The sequence below is a fragment of the Pseudomonas sp. genome, from assembly GCF_049301935.1.
Taxonomy (GTDB): domain Bacteria; phylum Pseudomonadota; class Gammaproteobacteria; order Pseudomonadales; family Pseudomonadaceae; genus Aquipseudomonas.
In genome coordinates, this window is record NZ_JBAQLP010000059.1 from 19,806 (window position 1) to 36,987 (window position 17,182).

Here is a 17,182-nt window from a genome sequence, read left to right on the forward strand (position 1 = left end):
CAGCCAGCAGCATCTTTCTGGGACAGCGCCATAAAAAAGGCGGCCCGAAGGCCGCCCAATCACGAGGTAACAACCTTGGCCATCAACGCACGCCGGAGCTGCGCAGGGCGGCAGGTGTGTAATCGGCGGCGGAGGCCCGGAAGCCGAAGTTGTAGGCGGTTTTTTCCTCGTTCTTCATGCCCAGGGCCAGGTAGCGGCCAGCTACCAGGTCATACAACACTTCCAGGGTGTAGCCCGGCACCTGATGATTGAAGTAGTACTGCGCATGCCCCTCGGCTACCCGCCACAGTTGACCACGGCCGTCATAGTGATCGACCAGAGCCAACTGCCAGCTGTCCTCATCGAAGTACATATGACGCTTGGCATAGATATGCCGCTCACCAGACTTCAGCGTGGCTTCCACTTCCCATACCCGGTGCAGCTCGTAGCGGGCCAGGTCCTGGTTGATATGCCCGGCCTTGATCACGTCGTCATACTTCAGCGCTGGCGAGTCGAGCTTGTAGCTGTTGTAGGGGATATACATCTCCTTCTTGCCCACCAGTTTCCACTCGTAACGATCGGGCGCGCCGGAGAACAGGTCGAAGTTGTCGGCGGTACGCATACCGTCGGAGGCGGTACCCGGGCCGTCGTAAGCCACCTGCGGGGCACGCCGCACACGACGCTGGCCGGCGTTGTAGATCCACGCCAGGCGCGGTTCCTTGACCTGGTCGATGGTCTCATGCACCAGCAGCACGTTACCGGCCAGGCGCGAGGGCGCAGTCACCCGCTGTTTGAAATACAGCAGGATATTGCTGCCTTTGTTCGGATCAAGGTCGGGCATGTCCGCTGGAAATGCCACTTCATCCTCAAACTTCACCAGGCTGTATGAACCATTGGTTTGCGGCGTGACCTGAGTCACTAGACGGCGAGTGTTACCACCGCGGTAGCGCGTAATGTGGTTCCACACCACCTCAACACCGGTCTTGGGGATCGGGAACGCATAGTAACGACTGGCATTGAAGTTCTGCAGGCCATTACCGCCGTCTACGGGGGTGGTATTAAGCGCACTGACCTTCGCCGCTTCGGCAATTGCCGCAGGTACAGCGGCGCTACGGTGCGTTGCATAGACCGCAATTTTGTAGCTTTCAGGGTAGCGCGTGAGCATGGCCATCTGGCCGGCCGAGAGTTTGTCCCTGTACTGCTCGGCGTTGGCCGAGGTAATGATGAAAAGTGGTTGCTCATTGGCAAACGGATCGGCCAGAAAACCCTTGTCATCAACAGCGGCCGCATTGACTGGCAGGCCGCCACTCCAGGCCGGGATGCTGCCGTCGGCATTAGCAGCCATTTCTGCGCCCAGGGGCGTCAAACTCGCGCCCAACTGGGCAGCTTCTTGCTCTGACACTGCGGCCATCACGCTGCTGGCGAGTAAAGTCAGCGCCAGCGCTCCCGCTTGTAGGATTCTTGTGCTCTTCATGGTGTTCGGATCCTTTGCACTGGGTTAATCAGAAGTTCACGCCCACACTCAGGGCGACGAAATCACGGTCGGTGATGGTGTTGTACTCACCCCCAAAGAAGTCGGTGTAGCTCAGGCTGGCGGTGTAGGTGTTCTGGTAATCGGCACTCAGCGCCAGGCTGATGGCCTTGCTGCCCTCGTTGAAGTTCGGCCCATAGCCATCGACGTCATGTGACCAGGCCACGCTCGGGCTTAGGTTGACGCCGGCGAAGACGTTGCTGTAATCGGCGCTGGCACGCAGGCGGTAACCCCAGGAGCTGCTGGTGTAGAAACCATCGCCCTGGCATTCATCGGGATTGGCCGCGTTGAACGCAGCGCACACACCCGGCACGCTGAATTCGCCAGCCCCATAGATAGGGTCGCGACCGAAACGCAGCTCACCGGGAGCGTCGCTGATGCCGCTGATATGGTTGTAACCCACTTCGCCGAGCAGGGTCAGGCGGCTGGCACCCAGCACCCGGTCGATAAAGTGCACGGCCGTGACTTGCGCCTGGGTAAAGGGCTTGCGTTCGTAGCCATGGATATCGGCACCGGCGACGTTCTTGGCGTGAGCGGATTCGAATACCGGGTTGAAGGGCAGCCCCAGCGCGCCAAATGACAAGTCGGTGGAGTTGATCTGCATCGGCATATTGGGCCGGTAGCTGACCTCGCCGGATAGCGCGGTACCGCCGACGTTGGTCTGGAAGCTCAGGCCGTAGAGGCGGATGTCTTCCGGATACTCGAGGAAGTAGCCGGCATTCGGCGCACCAGGGATAAAGCTGGTGAAGTTCGGCGTGGTGGTGCGGATGGTGCTGAACACCGGACCACGGCTGTGGTAGTTCATCGCGTAGAGGCCGAACTCGGTGTCGTTCAGCGATTCGGCGAACCAGCGCAGGGCCAGGCCGTACTGGCCGCTGTCACGGGCGTCGCGGTCGCCCGCGCGTGGGATGTAGACGTTTTCCCCAGGGGCAAAACTGTTGTTCGACTCGCCTGGCGGCAGATCCGGGCCAAACACCGCCAGGCGGTCATCGCAGCCATCGGCCAGAACATCGGCGGTGGAGAAGAAGGTGCCGCAGTTATCGACGATGGTCTGATCCCACTCCAGCTGATAGAAGGCCTCCATGCTGACGGAGTCGGTCAGGCTCTGCGCCACATAGAGCATATTGACCGGGATCAGCCCCTCCTTGATCTCCGCGCCGGGACGGCGGAAGGCGGCGGCATCGATCGGGTTGATCGAGTTGATCGAGTTGCCGATAAAGGTGCTCTCACCCCAGCTGACCACTTGCTTGCCGACCCGCACACTGCCCGGCTTATCGCCCAGGTTGTAGTTGTGGTAGATAAAGGCATCGAGGATCTGCGCACCGGAGGATTGCGCCGCTTCCTTGCGGTTGTGATCGTCGATGTCATAGAACAGACGGCTCTCGTCCTTGGTCTCGAAGTCATACCAATACTTGCCCCGGATAAAGACCCCGGTGTCGCCGTATTTAAGCTCCAGGTCGTGAATACCCTTGAAGATCTTCGAGAAGGTTTCGCCTTTCTTGAAATTCAGCCGGCCGTCATCCGAGGTGCGCGATGAGGCCTTACCGCCGCTGGCGACCGAAACAAAGTCAGGATCCGCGCCGCGTACTGACCAACTGGCCCCCACGGACAGTTGGGAGTCGAACTGCGCCTCGACCTCGCCGATGGTGAAAGTGACTGCCTGAACAGGCGCGACACAGCCAAGCGCAATGGCAACCGCCAAAACGCTGGGCTGGAAGATGGCATGTCTTGTTGTTGTTCTCATGCGGCTCTCCTGGAAAGCGGGTTTCGTGTTGAGCCCACACGCTACTCAGCCGCCAGATAGGCGATAAGCGCCCGAAAGAGGTATTTGCCCTGTCAGCCGAAAGAGTGAATACGCCGCTAACAAGCCGTTCTGCAGCCGGCCCATGGAGCATTTCAATGGCGCGTTATAGGGTGGCTGAATGGCCCTGGCGGCTCAGCGGAGGATTAGTCGCTGCTGGCGGTGCAACCCAGGCCGCGCGGCGCCACCTGCGGCGGGGTTAATCGCGGGTTCCGCCGGGCGACCGTATCGATTTAAATACATCGTAATGAAAGCGACACAAATCGTTCCACCCGCGACGCCAGAGCCTTTGCGCTGTGTGCCAGGGATGAATCGGCCACACTCGTATCGAAATCGCTACAGCAGCTACAAAGCCGAACAGCTTAAATAACATTAAGTCATTGTTTTTATTGATAAAAATAACAATGGCACCACCCTTGCTATAGTCATTCCACCTTCCGCTCGTGCCCGGCACGCGCGTCCAGCACATCGCCCCCAACAGAAAGGGCGAGTCACCCCACTCGAGGAGTACACATGAGCGAATTGCGTTTTACCGTTGAGCACGAATGGCTGCGTCAGGATGCCGATGGTCTGGTTACCGTGGGCATCACCGCCTATGCCCAGGAAGCCCTGGGTGACGTGGTATTCGTCCAGCTGCCAGACGCCCAGGACTACGCCGAGGGTGCTGAAGTGGCGGTGCTGGAATCGGTAAAAGCCGCGAGCAATATCGCCATGCCGCTGGACGGTGAGGTGGTCGAGGTCAATGCCGAGCTAGAATCCAGCCCTGAGCTGGTCAACGAAGATCCCCTGGGCAAGGGTTGGTTCTTCCGTTTCCGGCCGGCCAATGCCAGCGCGGTAGCCGACCTGCTCGACCAGGCCGCCTACGAGCGCCTGCTCAACGCCAATGCTGACGCCTGAGAGAGTGTGATGACCAAGCTGACCACCCAGAACGAATTTGTCGCCCGCCATATCGGCCCACGCGACGCCGATACCGCTGCCATGCTCGAACTGCTCGGCTACGCCAGCATCGACGCGCTGACCGATAACGTCATCCCCGAGAGCATCAAGGGCACCAGCGTGCTGGGTGCTCAGCCGGGCCTGTCGGAAGCCGACGCCCTGGCCAAGATCAAGACCATCGCGGCCAACAACCAGCAGTTCAAGACCTACATCGGCCAGGGTTATCACGGCACCCACACGCCAAGCCCGATCCTGCGCAACCTGCTGGAAAACCCGGCCTGGTACACCGCTTACACCCCGTACCAGCCAGAGATTTCCCAAGGCCGCCTGGAGTCGCTGCTGAACTTCCAGACCCTGATCAGCGACCTCACCGGCATGCAGATCGCCAACGCCTCGCTGCTGGATGAAGCCACCGCCGCTGCCGAAGCCATGACCTTCTGCAAGCGCCTGTCGAAGAACAAGGTCAGCAACGCCTTCTTCGCTTCCCAGCACTGCCACCCGCAAACCCTCGACGTGCTGCGCACCCGTGCCGAGCCGCTGGGCATCGAAGTGGTAATCGGCGACGAAGCTGCGATTAGCGACGCCAGTGCCTACTTCGGCGCGCTGCTGCAATACCCGGCCAGCAATGGCGACATCTTCGACTACCGCGAGCTGGTCGAGCGCTTCCACGCCGCCAATGCCTTGGTCGCTGTCGCTGCCGACCTGCTGGCCCTGTGCCTGCTCACCGCGCCGGGCGAGTTCGGTGCCGACGTGGCCCTGGGCAGCGCGCAGCGTTTTGGTGTGCCGCTGGGCTTCGGTGGCCCACACGCCGCCTATTTCGCCACCCGCGATGCATTCAAGCGCGACATGCCGGGCCGCCTGGTCGGCATGTCGATCGACCGCTTCGGCAAGCCGGCCCTGCGCCTGGCCATGCAGACCCGCGAGCAACATATCCGCCGTGAGAAGGCCACCAGTAACATCTGCACCGCCCAGGTGCTGCTGGCCAACATCGCCAGCATGTACGCCGTGTACCACGGCCCACAAGGCCTGACCCAGATCGCCCAGCGCGTGCACCAGTTCACCGCGATCCTGGCCAAGGGCCTGCGCGCCCTGGGTTATAGCGTCGAGCAGGAATTCTTCTTCGACACCCTGACCCTGGCCACCGGTGGCAAGACCGCGACACTGCACGCCGCGGCGCGCGCTGCCAGCATCAACCTGCGTGAAATCGACAGCGAGCGCCTGGGCCTGTCCCTGGACGAAACCACCGACCAGGCGGCCATCGAAGCGCTGCTGGCAGTATTTGCCGAAGGCAAGGCGGTTCCAGCCTTCGCTGAACTGGCGGCCGGTGTAATCGCCCAGCTGCCAAAAGGCCTGCTGCGCGAATCGGAAATCCTCAGCCACCCGGTATTTAACCGCTACCACAGCGAAACCGAGCTGATGCGCTATCTGCGCAAGCTGGCCGACAAGGACCTGGCCCTGGACCGCAGCATGATTCCGCTGGGCTCCTGCACCATGAAGCTCAACGCCGCCAGCGAAATGATCCCGGTGACCTGGTCCGAGTTCGGCAATCTGCACCCCTTCGCCCCAATCGAACAAAGCCAGGGCTACACCCAGCTGACCACTGAACTGGAAGCCATGCTCTGCGCGGCCACCGGTTACGACGGCATCTCCCTGCAGCCGAACGCCGGCTCCCAGGGCGAGTACGCCGGTCTGTTGGCCATCCGCGCCTACCACCACAGCCGTGGCGACGATCAGCGCGACATCTGCCTGATCCCGCAATCGGCCCACGGCACCAACCCGGCCACCGCCAGCATGGCCGGTATGCGCGTGGTGGTGACCGCCTGCGACAGCAGCGGCAACGTCGACATCGCCGACCTCAAGGCCAAGGCCGAAGAGCACAAGGAGCGTCTGGCGGCGCTGATGATCACCTACCCCTCGACCCACGGCGTGTTCGAGGAAGGCATCCGCGAGATCTGCCAGATCATTCACGACAACGGCGGCCAGGTGTATATCGACGGTGCCAATATGAACGCCATGGTCGGCCTCTGCGCCCCAGGCAAGTTCGGCGGCGACGTCTCGCACCTGAACCTGCACAAGACCTTCTGCATCCCCCACGGCGGTGGCGGCCCAGGCGTCGGCCCAATTGGCGTGAAAGCCCACCTGATCCCCTTCCTGCCCGGCCACGGTCATATGGCACGCAAAGAGGGTGCTGTCAGCGCCGCGCCGTTCGGCAGCGCCAGCATCCTGCCGATCACCTGGATGTATATCAGCATGATGGGCGGCGAAGGCCTCAAGCGCGCCTCGCAGATGGCCATTCTCAACGCCAACTACATCGCCCGCCGCCTGGAAGAGCACTACCCGGTGCTGTATTCCGGCAGCAATGGCCTGGTGGCGCACGAGTGCATCCTGGACATCCGCCCGATCAAGGACAGCAGCGGCATCAGCGTCGACGACGTGGCCAAGCGCCTGATCGACTTCGGCTTCCACGCCCCGACCATGTCCTTCCCGGTGGCCGGCACTCTGATGATCGAGCCGACCGAAAGTGAATCCAAGGAAGAACTGGACCGCTTTTGCGACGCCATGATCGCCATCCGCAACGAGATTCGTGCGGTGGAAGCCGGTCAGCTGGATGCCAACGACAACCCGCTGAAGAACGCCCCGCACACTGCCCTGGAACTGGTCGGCGAGTGGACTCACGCCTACAGCCGCGAGCAGGCCGTGTACCCAGTGGCCAGCCTGATCGAGGCCAAGTACTGGCCGCCGGTCGGCCGCGTGGACAACGTGTTCGGCGACCGCAACCTGATCTGCGCCTGCCCGTCCATCGAGGCGTATCAGGACGCCTAAGGCGATGTAACCGTAGGATGGGTTAGCGGTGCGGGCCACCTCTCGCATTGCTGACACCCGCTCTGCGCACCGCGTAACCCATCAAGGGGCGCGCGGTGCTGATGATGGGTATCGCTGCGCTCAACCCATCCTACGGCTCTGTTTACCCAAGAATTTCGACTCACCTCCAGCCGAGGCGGGTTAGTTGCATCCCTATAAAAATAAAGAGGGCCTCACCATGTTTAGCAAGCACGACCAACTGCAAGGCTACGACGACGCCCTGCTCGCCGCGATCAACGCCGAAGAGCAGCGCCAGGAAGACCATATCGAGCTGATTGCCTCGGAAAACTACTGCAGCCAGCGCGTCATGCAGGCCCAAGGCAGCGGCCTGACCAACAAGTACGCCGAAGGCTATCCGGGCAAGCGCTACTACGGCGGCTGCGAGCATGTCGATGTGGTCGAGGCCCTGGCCATCGAGCGCGCCAAGCAGTTGTTCGGTGCCGACTACGCTAACGTGCAGCCGCACTCCGGTTCTTCCGCCAACAGCGCGGTGTACCTGGCCTTGCTCAATGCCGGCGATACCATCCTCGGCATGAGCCTGGCCCACGGCGGCCACCTGACCCACGGCGCCAAGGTGTCGTCCTCCGGCAAGCTGTATAACGCGGTGCAGTACGGCATCGACGCGAACGGCCTGATCGATTACGCCGAGGTCGAGCGCCTGGCGCTTGAGCACAAGCCGAAGATGATTGTCGCAGGCTTCAGTGCCTACTCACGCACCCTGGACTTCGCCCGCTTCCGTGAAATTGCCGACAAGGTCGGGGCCTACCTGTTTGTCGATATGGCCCACGTCGCCGGTTTAGTCGCGGCGGGTCTTTATCCCAACCCGCTGCCCTTTGCCGATGTGGTCACCACCACCACCCACAAGACCCTGCGCGGCCCCCGTGGCGGTTTGATCCTCGCGCGCAAGAACGAGGAGATCGAGAAAAAGCTTAACTCGGCGGTGTTCCCCGGCAGCCAGGGCGGCCCGCTGATGCATGTGATCGCGGCTAAGGCGGTGTGCTTCAAGGAAGCCCTGGAGCCGGGCTTCAAGGCCTATCAGCAACAGGTGATCGACAACGCCCAGGCCATGGCCGAGGTGTTTGTTGCGCGCGGCTATGACGTGGTCTCCGGCGGCACCGACAACCACCTGATGCTGGTCAGCCTGATCAAGCAGGGCCTCACCGGCAAGGCCGCCGACGCGGCCCTCGGTGCGGCACATATCACGGTGAACAAGAACGCCGTGCCGAATGACCCGCAGTCGCCCTTTGTCACCTCCGGCATCCGCATCGGCACCCCGGCCGTCACCACCCGCGGCTTTAAGCAGGGCGAGTGCCGCACCCTGGCCGGCTGGATCTGCGACATCCTCGATAAGCTGGATGACGCCGAAGTGATCGCACAGGTTCGCGGTCAGGTCGCCGACCTGTGCGCCAGCTTCCCGGTCTACGCTGACTAGAACGGTACGCAGTTTTTGCCACTCGCGGCGCGGTTACCCAGCGCGTCGCATCATCGCCGCCCCACAAGGGCGGCAGCAAAACACGCAGTCGGAGCAAGCATGTCACTTAGCGTTTTTGACCTCTTCAAGATCGGCATCGGCCCGTCCAGTTCGCATACGGTGGGCCCCATGCTGGCCGCCCTGCGCTTTGCCGAGGGGCTGCGCCGCGATGATCTACTGACGGCCACCGACTCGGTGAAGGTGGAGCTGTACGGTTCCCTCGGCGCCACCGGCAAGGGCCACGGCAGCGATAAAGCGGTGCTGCTCGGCCTGGAAGGCGAACAGCCGGACACGGTTGACACCAGCAGCGTCGACGCCCGTCTGGCGGCCATTCGCAGCAGCTTTGAGCTCAAGCTGCTCGGCGAGAAAGCCATCCGTTTTGTCGAGAAGCAGCACCTGGCGATGATCCGCAAACCGCTGGCCTTTCACCCCAACGGCATGATCTTTCGCGCCTTCGACGCCGCCGGTTTGCAGATTCGTTCGCGCGAGTACTACTCGGTGGGTGGCGGTTTTGTGGTCGATGAACAGGCCGCTGGAGCCGACCGCATCGTCGAAGATCGCACCGTGCTGCAATACCCCTTTACCACCGGCAAGCAGCTGCTGGCGCACTGCGCCGAACACCAGCTGTCGATCAGCCAGGTGATGCTGGCCAACGAGGCCGCCTGGCGACCGGAGGCCGAGACCCGCGCGCGCCTGTTGCATATCTGGCAGGTGATGCAGGATTGCGTCGAAGCCGGTTGCCGCAACGAGGGCATCATGCCCGGCGGGCTCAAGGTCAAACGCCGCGCCGCCGATCTGCACCGCCAGCTGTGCAAGCACCCGGAAGCCAGCCTGCGCGACGCCTTGAGCGTGCTCGACTGGGTCAACCTCTATGCCCTGGCGGTCAACGAGGAAAACGCCAGCGGCGGCCGCGTGGTCACCGCGCCCACCAATGGCGCGGCCGGCATAGTGCCGGCGGTGCTGCACTACTACAGCCGCTTTATCCCCGGAGCCAACGACGACGGCGTGGTGCGCTTTCTGCTCACCGCTGCCGCCATCGGCATCCTCTACAAGGAAAACGCCTCGATTTCCGGTGCCGAAGTCGGTTGCCAGGGCGAGGTTGGTGTGGCCTGTTCGATGGCTGCCGGCGCGCTGTGCGAGGTCATGGGCGGCAGCGTCAACCAGGTGGAGAACGCCGCCGAGATCGGCATGGAACACAACCTCGGCCTGACCTGCGACCCGATTGGCGGCCTGGTTCAGGTGCCCTGCATCGAACGCAACGCCATGGGTTCGGTCAAGGCGATCAACGCCGCACGCATGGCCCTGCGCGGCGACGGCCAGCACTTCGTTTCGCTGGATAAAGTCATCCGCACCATGCGCCAGACCGGTGCCGACATGAACAACAAGTACAAGGAAACCGCCCGCGGCGGCCTGGCGGTCAATATTATCGAATGCTGATCGCCGATTGCGAGCTCGCGGATTTCCGCCGCCCTCAGCCACAACACTGAAACCATCCCCTCACCCCTCTGGGGAGAGGGCTAGGGAGAGGGGTCGAAATTCGCCCCACCCACGATATCAATGGAGAACCGCATGACCACTGAAACCCTGGCGAAAACCCCGCTACACGCCCTGCATCTCGAACTCGGTGCGCGCATGGTGCCGTTCGCCGGCTATGACATGCCGGTGCAGTACCCGCTCGGCGTGATGAAAGAACACCTGCACTGCCGCGAAGCCGCCGGCCTGTTCGACGTCTCGCATATGGGCCAGATCGTCCTGCGCGGCGCAGAGGCTGCCAAGGCGCTGGAAAGCCTGGTGCCGGTGGATATCATCGACCTGCCCGTGGGCATGCAGCGTTACGCCATGTTCACCGATGACAACGGCGGCATCCTCGACGACCTGATGGTCGCCAACCTGGGTAACGACACGCTGTTCCTAGTGGTCAACGCCGCCTGCAAGGAGCAGGACCTGGCCCACCTGCACAAGCATATTGGCAGCCAGTGCCAAATCGAAAGCCTGTTCGAAGCTCGCGCGCTGCTCGCATTGCAAGGCCCGCAAGCCTTCGAGGTGCTGGCACGCCTGGCGCCCGAGGTGGCGAAGATGACCTTTATGCAGTTCGCCCCAGTGCGTCTGCTCGGCGTCGACTGCTACGTCAGCCGCTCCGGCTACACCGGTGAAGACGGTTTCGAAATCTCGCTGCCGGCCGAGCACGCCGAAACCCTGGCGCGCAGCCTGCTGTCCGAACCGGAAGTGGCGGCCATTGGCCTCGGCGCACGCGATTCGCTGCGCCTGGAAGCCGGTCTATGCCTGTATGGCCACGACATGAGCACCGCCACCACGCCGATCGAAGCCAGCCTGCTGTGGGCCATGTCCAAACCGCGCCGCGCCGATGGCGCCCGTGCCGGCGGTTTCCCCGGTGCAGCGCGGATCTTCGCTCAACAGCAAGAAGGTGTGGCCAGCAAGCGCGTCGGCCTGCTGCCGCAGGAGCGGGTACCGGTGCGTGAAGGTGCGGAAATCGTCGATGCCGACGGCAACGTGATCGGCAGCGTATGCAGCGGCGGCTTCGGCCCGACCCTGGCCGCCCCGGTGGCCATGGGTTATCTGCAGAGCAGCCATATCGCCCTGGATACCGAGGTATGGGCCCTGGTGCGCGGCAAGCGCGTAGCGATGAAAGTGGCCAAGACCCCGTTTGTGCCGCAGCGCTACTACCGCGGTTAACCGCTAGCCGCACTGCGCCGGCCACCCGGCTGGCGCAGTGCTATCCGTACGGCTATGCCGAGCCTGGGGCCAAGCATCAACGCTTATTGCCCAGCATCCTCGGCCTTGGCTTGCGCCGCTTTGGCCGCACGCTGCTTGCGCACTTCCTTTGGGTCGGCGATCAGCGGTCGGTAGATCTCTACCCGCTCACCATCTTCCAGCACGCGCTCATCGGGCTTGCTCACCGCCTTGCCGAAGATTCCCAGTGGGCTGTTGTGCAGGTCCAGATCGGCAAAGTGCGCCTGCATCCCGGACTGCAACGCCGCCTGCCGCACGGTCGTGCCATAAGGCAGGCTCAGACGCAGCAGCTTCTGCTTGTCGGCCAGGGCATAGACCACCTCAACTACGATGTTTGGCTTATCCATAGAGTTGCTTGGCCCTTTGGCAGAAAGCGTCGACCAGGGTATTGGTGGCTTGGTTGAACAATGGTCCAAGCGTTGCCCGCACCAGTGGCCCGGCGTAGTCGAAAGTCAGATCGAGGCTGATCTTGCAGGCCTTGTCGCCCAACGCCTTGAACTCCCAATGCCCATACAGCTGGGTGAACGGCCCCTCGACCAGGCTCAGCTTGATCAACTCGCCCGGCACCAGGGTATTGGCCGTGACAAAGCGCTGGCTCAAGCCGCCCTTGGCCACCACCAGGCTGGCGCGCATATGCGTGTCGCTGGCCTCAAGCACTTCGCTGGCCGAACACCAGGGCAGAAACTGCGGGTAACTGGCCACATCATTGACCAGATCAAACAGCGCCCGCGCCGGATAAGGCAACAGCGCCGAACGCTGGATATGCGTACTCATAACCCAACCACTTGGCTAAACAGGAGGCCGGCGATCATTTGCTCAGCTCTGCGATAAACACGATCAGCACGCCAATCGGCGCGACCACACGGATCAGCCAGTACACCAGGTTGAACAGCAGCGGGCTTTGCAGCGCCAGCTCTTCACGCACCGCCTCACGCTTGAGCACCCAGCCGGCGAATAGGGCGAACGCCAGGCCGCCGAACGGCAACAGAATGCGACTGGTCAGGTAATCAATGCTGTCGAAGAAATTCCGCCCACCCTCGGCGCCCCACTGGAACAGGTGGAAACCATCCTCGCCGAAGACAAAGAACTTCGCCTCAGCCCCGAGATTGAAGGACAGCACCGTGCCCATGCCGACCACCCAGCAGAGCAACGCCAGCACACTGGTCACCAGCACCCGGCTGCGCTTGGTGCGCTCGACCAGATAGGCCACCGCCGGCTCCAGCATGGAGATCGACGAAGTCCAGGCCGCGATCAGCACCAGGATAAAGAACAGCGTGCCCATCACCTGGCCAAAGGCGATATTGCCGAACGCCACCGGCAGGGTGACAAACATCAGCCCCGGCCCGGCGCCTGGCTCCAAACCGCCGGCAAAGACGATGGGAAACAGCGCCATACCGGCCGTCAGCGCCACCAGGGTATCGAGAATACCGACGGTGAGAATGGTGCCGCCAATCGAGGCGTTCTTCGGCATATACGAACCGTAGACCATGATCGAACCCACGCCGACACTCAGGGTAAAGAAGGCATGGCCCATGGCCGCCAGCACGCCATCAAGCACGCGATCCGGCTGGAAATCGAAGAGAAAGTGGAAGCCCTGCATAAAATAGCCAGTGGTCATGCTGTAACCCAGCAGCACCAGCAGCAGCACAAACAGCAGCGGCATCATGATCCGCAGGCTGCGCTCAAGCCCGGCCACCACGCCACGGGCGATAACAAAGCCGGTCAGCAGCATAAACAGCGTATGCCACAGGGTCAGCCGCCAGGGATCGGCCGTCAGCGCGCCAAACGCGGCCCCAGCGCCCTCGGCGCTGACGCCGGCAAACTGGCCGCCACCCATGCTGAGGATGTAATCCAGCGACCAGCCGGCCACCACGCTGTAGAACGACAGAATCAGCAGGGCGGCAACCATCCCCACCAACGCCGCCCAGGACCATTTCGGCGAAGCGCCTGATTCGATGGCCAGGGTCTTCAGGGTATTCACCGGGCTCTGCCGGCCACGCCGACCGATCAGGGTTTCCGCCAGCATGATCGGCAGACCGACCATAAAGATGCACACCAGGTACATCATCACGAACGCCCCGCCGCCGTACATGCCGGTCATATAGGGGAACTTCCAGATATTACCCAGGCCGACGGCCGAGCCGGTCGCCGCCAGAATAAACACCCAACGACTGGCCCAGGCGCCGTGTATCGAAACCTTATCGTTCGCCATGCTCGGCTAGCCCGTTCTATTAAAAAGATCGCGCATTGTCGGGGATTCGCCAGGGCGGCTCAAGCGCAGCCGACGCCGCGCAGCACCCGGCGCCTGGCAAAGCTGATTTTGCCCTGCCGCACACATAGCGCCGGCGCCAGTGACTCCCTATAATGCGCGCCCTATGGCTAAACAAAAGAAACACCCGCAAGGCACCATCGCGCAAAACAAGAAGGCGATGCACGACTACTTCGTCGAATCCAGGTTCGAGGCTGGCCTGGTCCTGTCCGGCTGGGAAGTGAAGAGTCTGCGCGCCGGCAAGGCCCAATTGGTCGACAGCTACGTGCTGCTGAAAAACGACGAAGCCTGGCTGATGGGCTGCCACATCACCCCGCTGACAGCGGCCAGTACCCACGTGATCGCCGACCCGACGCGCACCCGCAAGCTGCTGCTGAACAAGCGCGAGCTGGACAAGCTGTTCGGCGCCGTGCAGCAGAAAGGCTATGCCTGCGTGGCCATGTCGCTTTACTGGAAGGCGCACCTGATCAAGTGCGAGATCGCCCTGGCCAAGGGCAAGAAGGACTTCGACAAGCGCCACACCGAGAAAGAACGCGACGCCGACCGCGAAGTGCAGCGGGCGATGCGCAGCAAAGGCAAAGACGAGTAAATCGGCTCTGCACTAGCAAAAAAGCCCCGCTGATACGGGGCGTTTTCATTACAGCGCTTGGCTTAGCGCAACTCGCTGAAGGCCAACTTCACCCCGAGCCCCACCAGCACCGCGCCCATCAAGCGATCAAACCAGTGGCCCATGCGCGCGAAGCCGGCACGCACCCGCTGGTGGCTGAACAGCTGCGCGACCATGCAGAACCACAGCGCCGTGGCCACCGCCAGATAAACCCCATAGCCCGCCTGAATCGGCAGCGGCGTATGCGGGTTGATCACCACGGTAAACAGCGACAGGAAGAACAGCGTGGCCTTGGGATTCAGGCCATTGGTGACAAACCCGGCGGCAAAGGCCGCACGCGACGAACGCGGACCTTCAGCCAGGCTCAACTCGGCGTCACGCGGGCTTGCCGGCTTGGCACGCAGCGCCCGAATGCCGATATACAACAAGTAAGCCGCCGCCAACCATTTCAGCGCGTTGAACAGCACAATCGACTGCGACACGATCAAGCCGATACCTAGCAGCGAATAGGCCACATGGATAAAAATCCCGCAGCCCACCCCAATCGCGCTGAAGATCCCGGCACGCCGCCCGTGCGCCACACTCTCGCGCACCACAATCGCAAAATCCGGGCCGGGGCTGGCCACGGCCAGCAAGTGGATCAGCGCCACAGCTAAAAACTCGGTCCAGTACATGGGGCGGCTCCGCGACGTCGAAACGATTCTGTTAGGCTCGCCACCATACTCCCCGCCCAAACCCGCAGGATAGATACAGCTGATGAGTAACAGTCACCGCGCCGTCTTTCTCGACCACAACTCACTCGACCTGGGCGACCTCGATCTGTCCAGCCTGAGCGCCTGCTTTGCCGACCTGCAGCTGTACCCGCACAGCACCCAGGCGCAAACCATCGAACGCTTGCAGGGCGCACAGGTGGCCATTAGCAACAAGGTGCCGCTAAATGCCGAGGTGTTCGCCGCCTGCCCGCAGCTGAAGCTCATCCTGGTTGCGGCCACCGGCACCAACCCGATTGACCTGGCTGCCGCCCGCACCCATGGCGTGGTGGTCAGTAACTGCCAGGGCTACGGCACGCCATCGGTGGCACAACACACGCTGATGCTGCTACTCGCGCTGGCCACGCGCCTGCCCGACTACCAACGCGACGTGCGCGCCGGCCGCTGGCAACAGGCGCAGCAGTTCTGCCTGCTCGACTACCCGATCATCGAATTGCACGGCAAGACCCTCGGCCTGCTTGGCCATGGCGAGTTGGGCGGCGCAGTCGCCAGCCTGGCCGAAGCCTTTGGCATGCGTGTGCTGCTCGGCCAGCTACCCGGCCGACCAACCCGTGCCGACCGCCTACCACTGGATGAACTGCTGCCCCAGGTCGATGCGCTGACCTTGCACTGCCCGCTAAACAGCGACACCCTGAACCTGATCGGCGCCCGCGAACTGCGCCTGATGAAGCCCACGGCTTTTCTGATCAATACCGCCCGCGGCGGCCTGATCAACGAACAGGCCTTGGCCGACGCCCTGCGCGCCGGCCACCTGGGCGGCGCGGCAACCGATGTGCTGACCCAGGAGCCGCCGAAAGACGGCAACCCCTTGCTCGCTGCCGATATTCCGCGCCTGATCATCACCCCGCACAGCGCCTGGGGCAGCCGCGAAGCGCGGCAACGTATCGTCGGCCAACTCAGTGAAAACGCCTTGGCCTTCTTCAACGGCGCGCCTGTGCGCGTTGTCAGCTAAGCGCTAAGCTACGCGACTTTTTTCAAGGAGCGCTTATGGACCCGCGAAGCGAAGTACTGCTGCGCCAGGCCGATCTGTTCAGCGGCCCGCTGCTACTGGCCGGCTTGCCGGCGGATGACCTGCTCGGTCAATTCCCCGAGGCCAATGGCTGGAGCTGGCATGCCGGCGAGCACACGCTGCTCGATGCGCGTTTTGCCGAGCGCTGCCACTTCGGCGTCAGCCCGCCCGCGCATGAGTTTCAGGCCGCGGTGCTGTTTCTGCCGAAATCCCGCGAGCTGACCGACTACCTGCTCAATGCCCTGGCGGCGCGCCTGGGCGGCCGCGAGCTGTTTCTGGTGGGTGAAAAACGCGCCGGCATTGAACGCGCCGCCAAGCAGCTGGCGAGCTTTGGCCAGGCGCGCAAGCTCGACAGCGCGCGCCACTGCCAGCTCTGGCAGGTACGGGTTGAGCACGCCCCCGCCACACCGGACCTGCACAGCCTGGCGCAACGCTATGAACTGGCCCTTGCCGACGGACCGCTGCAGGTACTCAGCCTGCCGGGCGTCTTCAGCCATGGCCGCCTGGACCTTGGCAGCGCGCTGCTGCTTGAGCACCTCGACGGCTTGCCCAGCGGGCATATCCTGGATTTTGGCTGCGGAGCCGGGGTACTCGGCGCGGCGCTGAAGCGCCGCTACCCGGACAGCCAGATCACCCTGCTGGATGTCGACGCCTTCGCCGTCGAAAGCAGCCGCCTGACCCTGGCCGCCAACGGCTTGCAAGCTGACGTGATCAATGGTGACGGCATCGATGCCGCGCCCAGAGGGCTGAGTGCGATCCTCAGCAATCCGCCCTTTCACCAGGGCGTGCACACCCACTACCAGGCCACCGAACACCTGCTGCGCCAAGCCAGCCAGCACCTGGCCAGCCAAGGCGAACTGCGCCTGGTGGCCAACAGCTTTCTCAAATATCCACCGCTGATCGAACAGCACCTCGGCCCCTGCGAGACCCTGGCCGACGCCAAGGGCTTTCGCATCTACCGCGCCCGCAAAGGCTGAACGGGGCTTGCCCTATCAGGGATGCGCGGGCAGAATGCGCGCGTCCTAGGGGAGTAGTCTCCCGCGAGCGCCAGCTCGCCCGGCACGCGTCAACATACTTGCTCAGCAGAGCATGGCGCGTGCGACCCAAGGCCCACTCAGCGGGGCCTGCGGTTTGACCAGACCTATGACACGCACACCTTACCCGGGGCGGGAAGGCTGTACGTGTCATAGCCATGT

Annotated in this window: 14 protein-coding genes and 1 riboswitch; of the genes, 8 read left to right on the forward strand and 6 right to left on the reverse strand. The window is 62.9% G+C overall.

Features of this window, described 5'->3' with window-relative positions; translation table 11 throughout:
- Positions 1–82: 82 nt before the first annotated feature.
- Together WA145_RS08725 and WA145_RS08730 are read right to left on the reverse strand one after the other, a co-directional pair.
- Complete coding sequence (locus tag WA145_RS08725; protein WP_422581202.1) at positions 83–1,453, reverse strand: DUF1329 domain-containing protein; 1,371 nt, start codon at positions 1,451–1,453, stop codon at positions 83–85.
- Between the two features lie 28 nt (positions 1,454–1,481).
- Positions 1,482–3,254 (reverse strand): DUF1302 domain-containing protein, encoded by a 1,773-nt coding sequence (locus WA145_RS08730; protein WP_422581203.1) that lies wholly within the window; start codon positions 3,252–3,254, stop codon positions 1,482–1,484.
- A gap of 570 nt (positions 3,255–3,824) precedes the next feature.
- On the opposite strand from WA145_RS08730, the gene gcvH reads away from it, so the two are divergent.
- The 5 genes from gcvH (at position 3,825) to gcvT (ending at position 11,274) form a co-directional block, all read left to right on the forward strand.
- Complete coding sequence (gcvH, locus tag WA145_RS08735; protein WP_422581204.1) at positions 3,825–4,208, forward strand: glycine cleavage system protein GcvH; 384 nt, start codon at positions 3,825–3,827, stop codon at positions 4,206–4,208.
- Positions 4,209–4,217: 9 nt separating this feature from the next.
- The gene (gene gcvP, locus WA145_RS08740; RefSeq protein WP_422581205.1) at positions 4,218–7,070 is read left to right on the forward strand and encodes an aminomethyl-transferring glycine dehydrogenase; all 2,853 of its coding nucleotides are present in this window, start codon (positions 4,218–4,220) and stop codon (positions 7,068–7,070) included.
- Positions 7,071–7,287: 217 nt separating this feature from the next.
- Entirely contained in the window at positions 7,288–8,541 is a 1,254-nt protein-coding gene (gene glyA / locus WA145_RS08745; RefSeq protein ID WP_422581206.1) for a serine hydroxymethyltransferase, read from the forward strand.
- Between the two features lie 99 nt (positions 8,542–8,640).
- Positions 8,641–10,017: an L-serine ammonia-lyase gene (locus WA145_RS08750; RefSeq protein ID WP_422581207.1), complete on the forward strand. Its 1,377-nt coding sequence runs from the start codon at positions 8,641–8,643 to the stop codon at positions 10,015–10,017.
- Positions 10,018–10,149: 132 nt separating this feature from the next.
- On the forward strand, positions 10,150–11,274 hold the full coding sequence (gene gcvT / locus WA145_RS08755; protein ID WP_422581208.1) for a glycine cleavage system aminomethyltransferase GcvT: 1,125 nt from the start codon (positions 10,150–10,152) through the stop codon (positions 11,272–11,274).
- 83 nt (positions 11,275–11,357) lie between these two features.
- On the opposite strand, the gene WA145_RS08760 is transcribed toward gcvT, so the two are convergent.
- Genes WA145_RS08760 through WA145_RS08770 form a run of 3 tightly spaced genes read right to left on the reverse strand, consistent with a single transcriptional unit; the run spans position 11,358 to position 13,543 of the window.
- Positions 11,358–11,678 (reverse strand): RnfH family protein, encoded by a 321-nt coding sequence (locus WA145_RS08760; RefSeq protein ID WP_422581209.1) that lies wholly within the window; start codon positions 11,676–11,678, stop codon positions 11,358–11,360.
- Positions 11,671–12,105, reverse strand: coding sequence for a type II toxin-antitoxin system RatA family toxin (locus WA145_RS08765; protein WP_422581210.1), 435 nt, complete (start codon positions 12,103–12,105; stop codon positions 11,671–11,673). Before WA145_RS08765 ends, WA145_RS08760 begins: the two co-directional genes overlap by 8 nt.
- 34 nt (positions 12,106–12,139) lie before the next feature.
- Positions 12,140–13,543 carry a sodium-dependent transporter gene (locus WA145_RS08770; RefSeq protein WP_422581211.1) on the reverse strand — a complete coding sequence of 468 codons (1,404 nt, stop codon included), beginning with the start codon at positions 13,541–13,543 and terminating at the stop codon, positions 12,140–12,142.
- 163 nt (positions 13,544–13,706) lie between these two features.
- On the opposite strand from WA145_RS08770, the gene smpB reads away from it, so the two are divergent.
- Positions 13,707–14,189, forward strand: a complete 483-nt coding sequence (smpB, locus tag WA145_RS08775) for an SsrA-binding protein SmpB (protein ID WP_422581212.1) — start codon at positions 13,707–13,709, stop codon at positions 14,187–14,189.
- A gap of 62 nt (positions 14,190–14,251) precedes the next feature.
- Here the strand turns inward: smpB and WA145_RS08780 are convergent, their stop codons facing one another.
- Positions 14,252–14,881: a LysE family translocator gene (locus WA145_RS08780; RefSeq protein WP_422581213.1), complete on the reverse strand. Its 630-nt coding sequence runs from the start codon at positions 14,879–14,881 to the stop codon at positions 14,252–14,254.
- Between the two features lie 82 nt (positions 14,882–14,963).
- Between WA145_RS08780 and WA145_RS08785 the strand changes: the two genes are divergently transcribed.
- Together WA145_RS08785 and WA145_RS08790 are read left to right on the forward strand one after the other, a co-directional pair.
- The gene (locus tag WA145_RS08785; RefSeq protein ID WP_422581214.1) at positions 14,964–15,929 is read left to right on the forward strand and encodes a 2-hydroxyacid dehydrogenase; all 966 of its coding nucleotides are present in this window, start codon (positions 14,964–14,966) and stop codon (positions 15,927–15,929) included.
- A 35-nt stretch (positions 15,930–15,964) separates the two neighbouring features.
- Positions 15,965–16,963, forward strand: a complete 999-nt coding sequence (locus WA145_RS08790; protein WP_422581215.1) for a methyltransferase — start codon at positions 15,965–15,967, stop codon at positions 16,961–16,963.
- Between the two features lie 36 nt (positions 16,964–16,999).
- Positions 17,000–17,131: riboswitch (yybP-ykoY riboswitch) on the forward strand.
- The last annotated feature ends 51 nt before the right edge of the window (positions 17,132–17,182 follow it).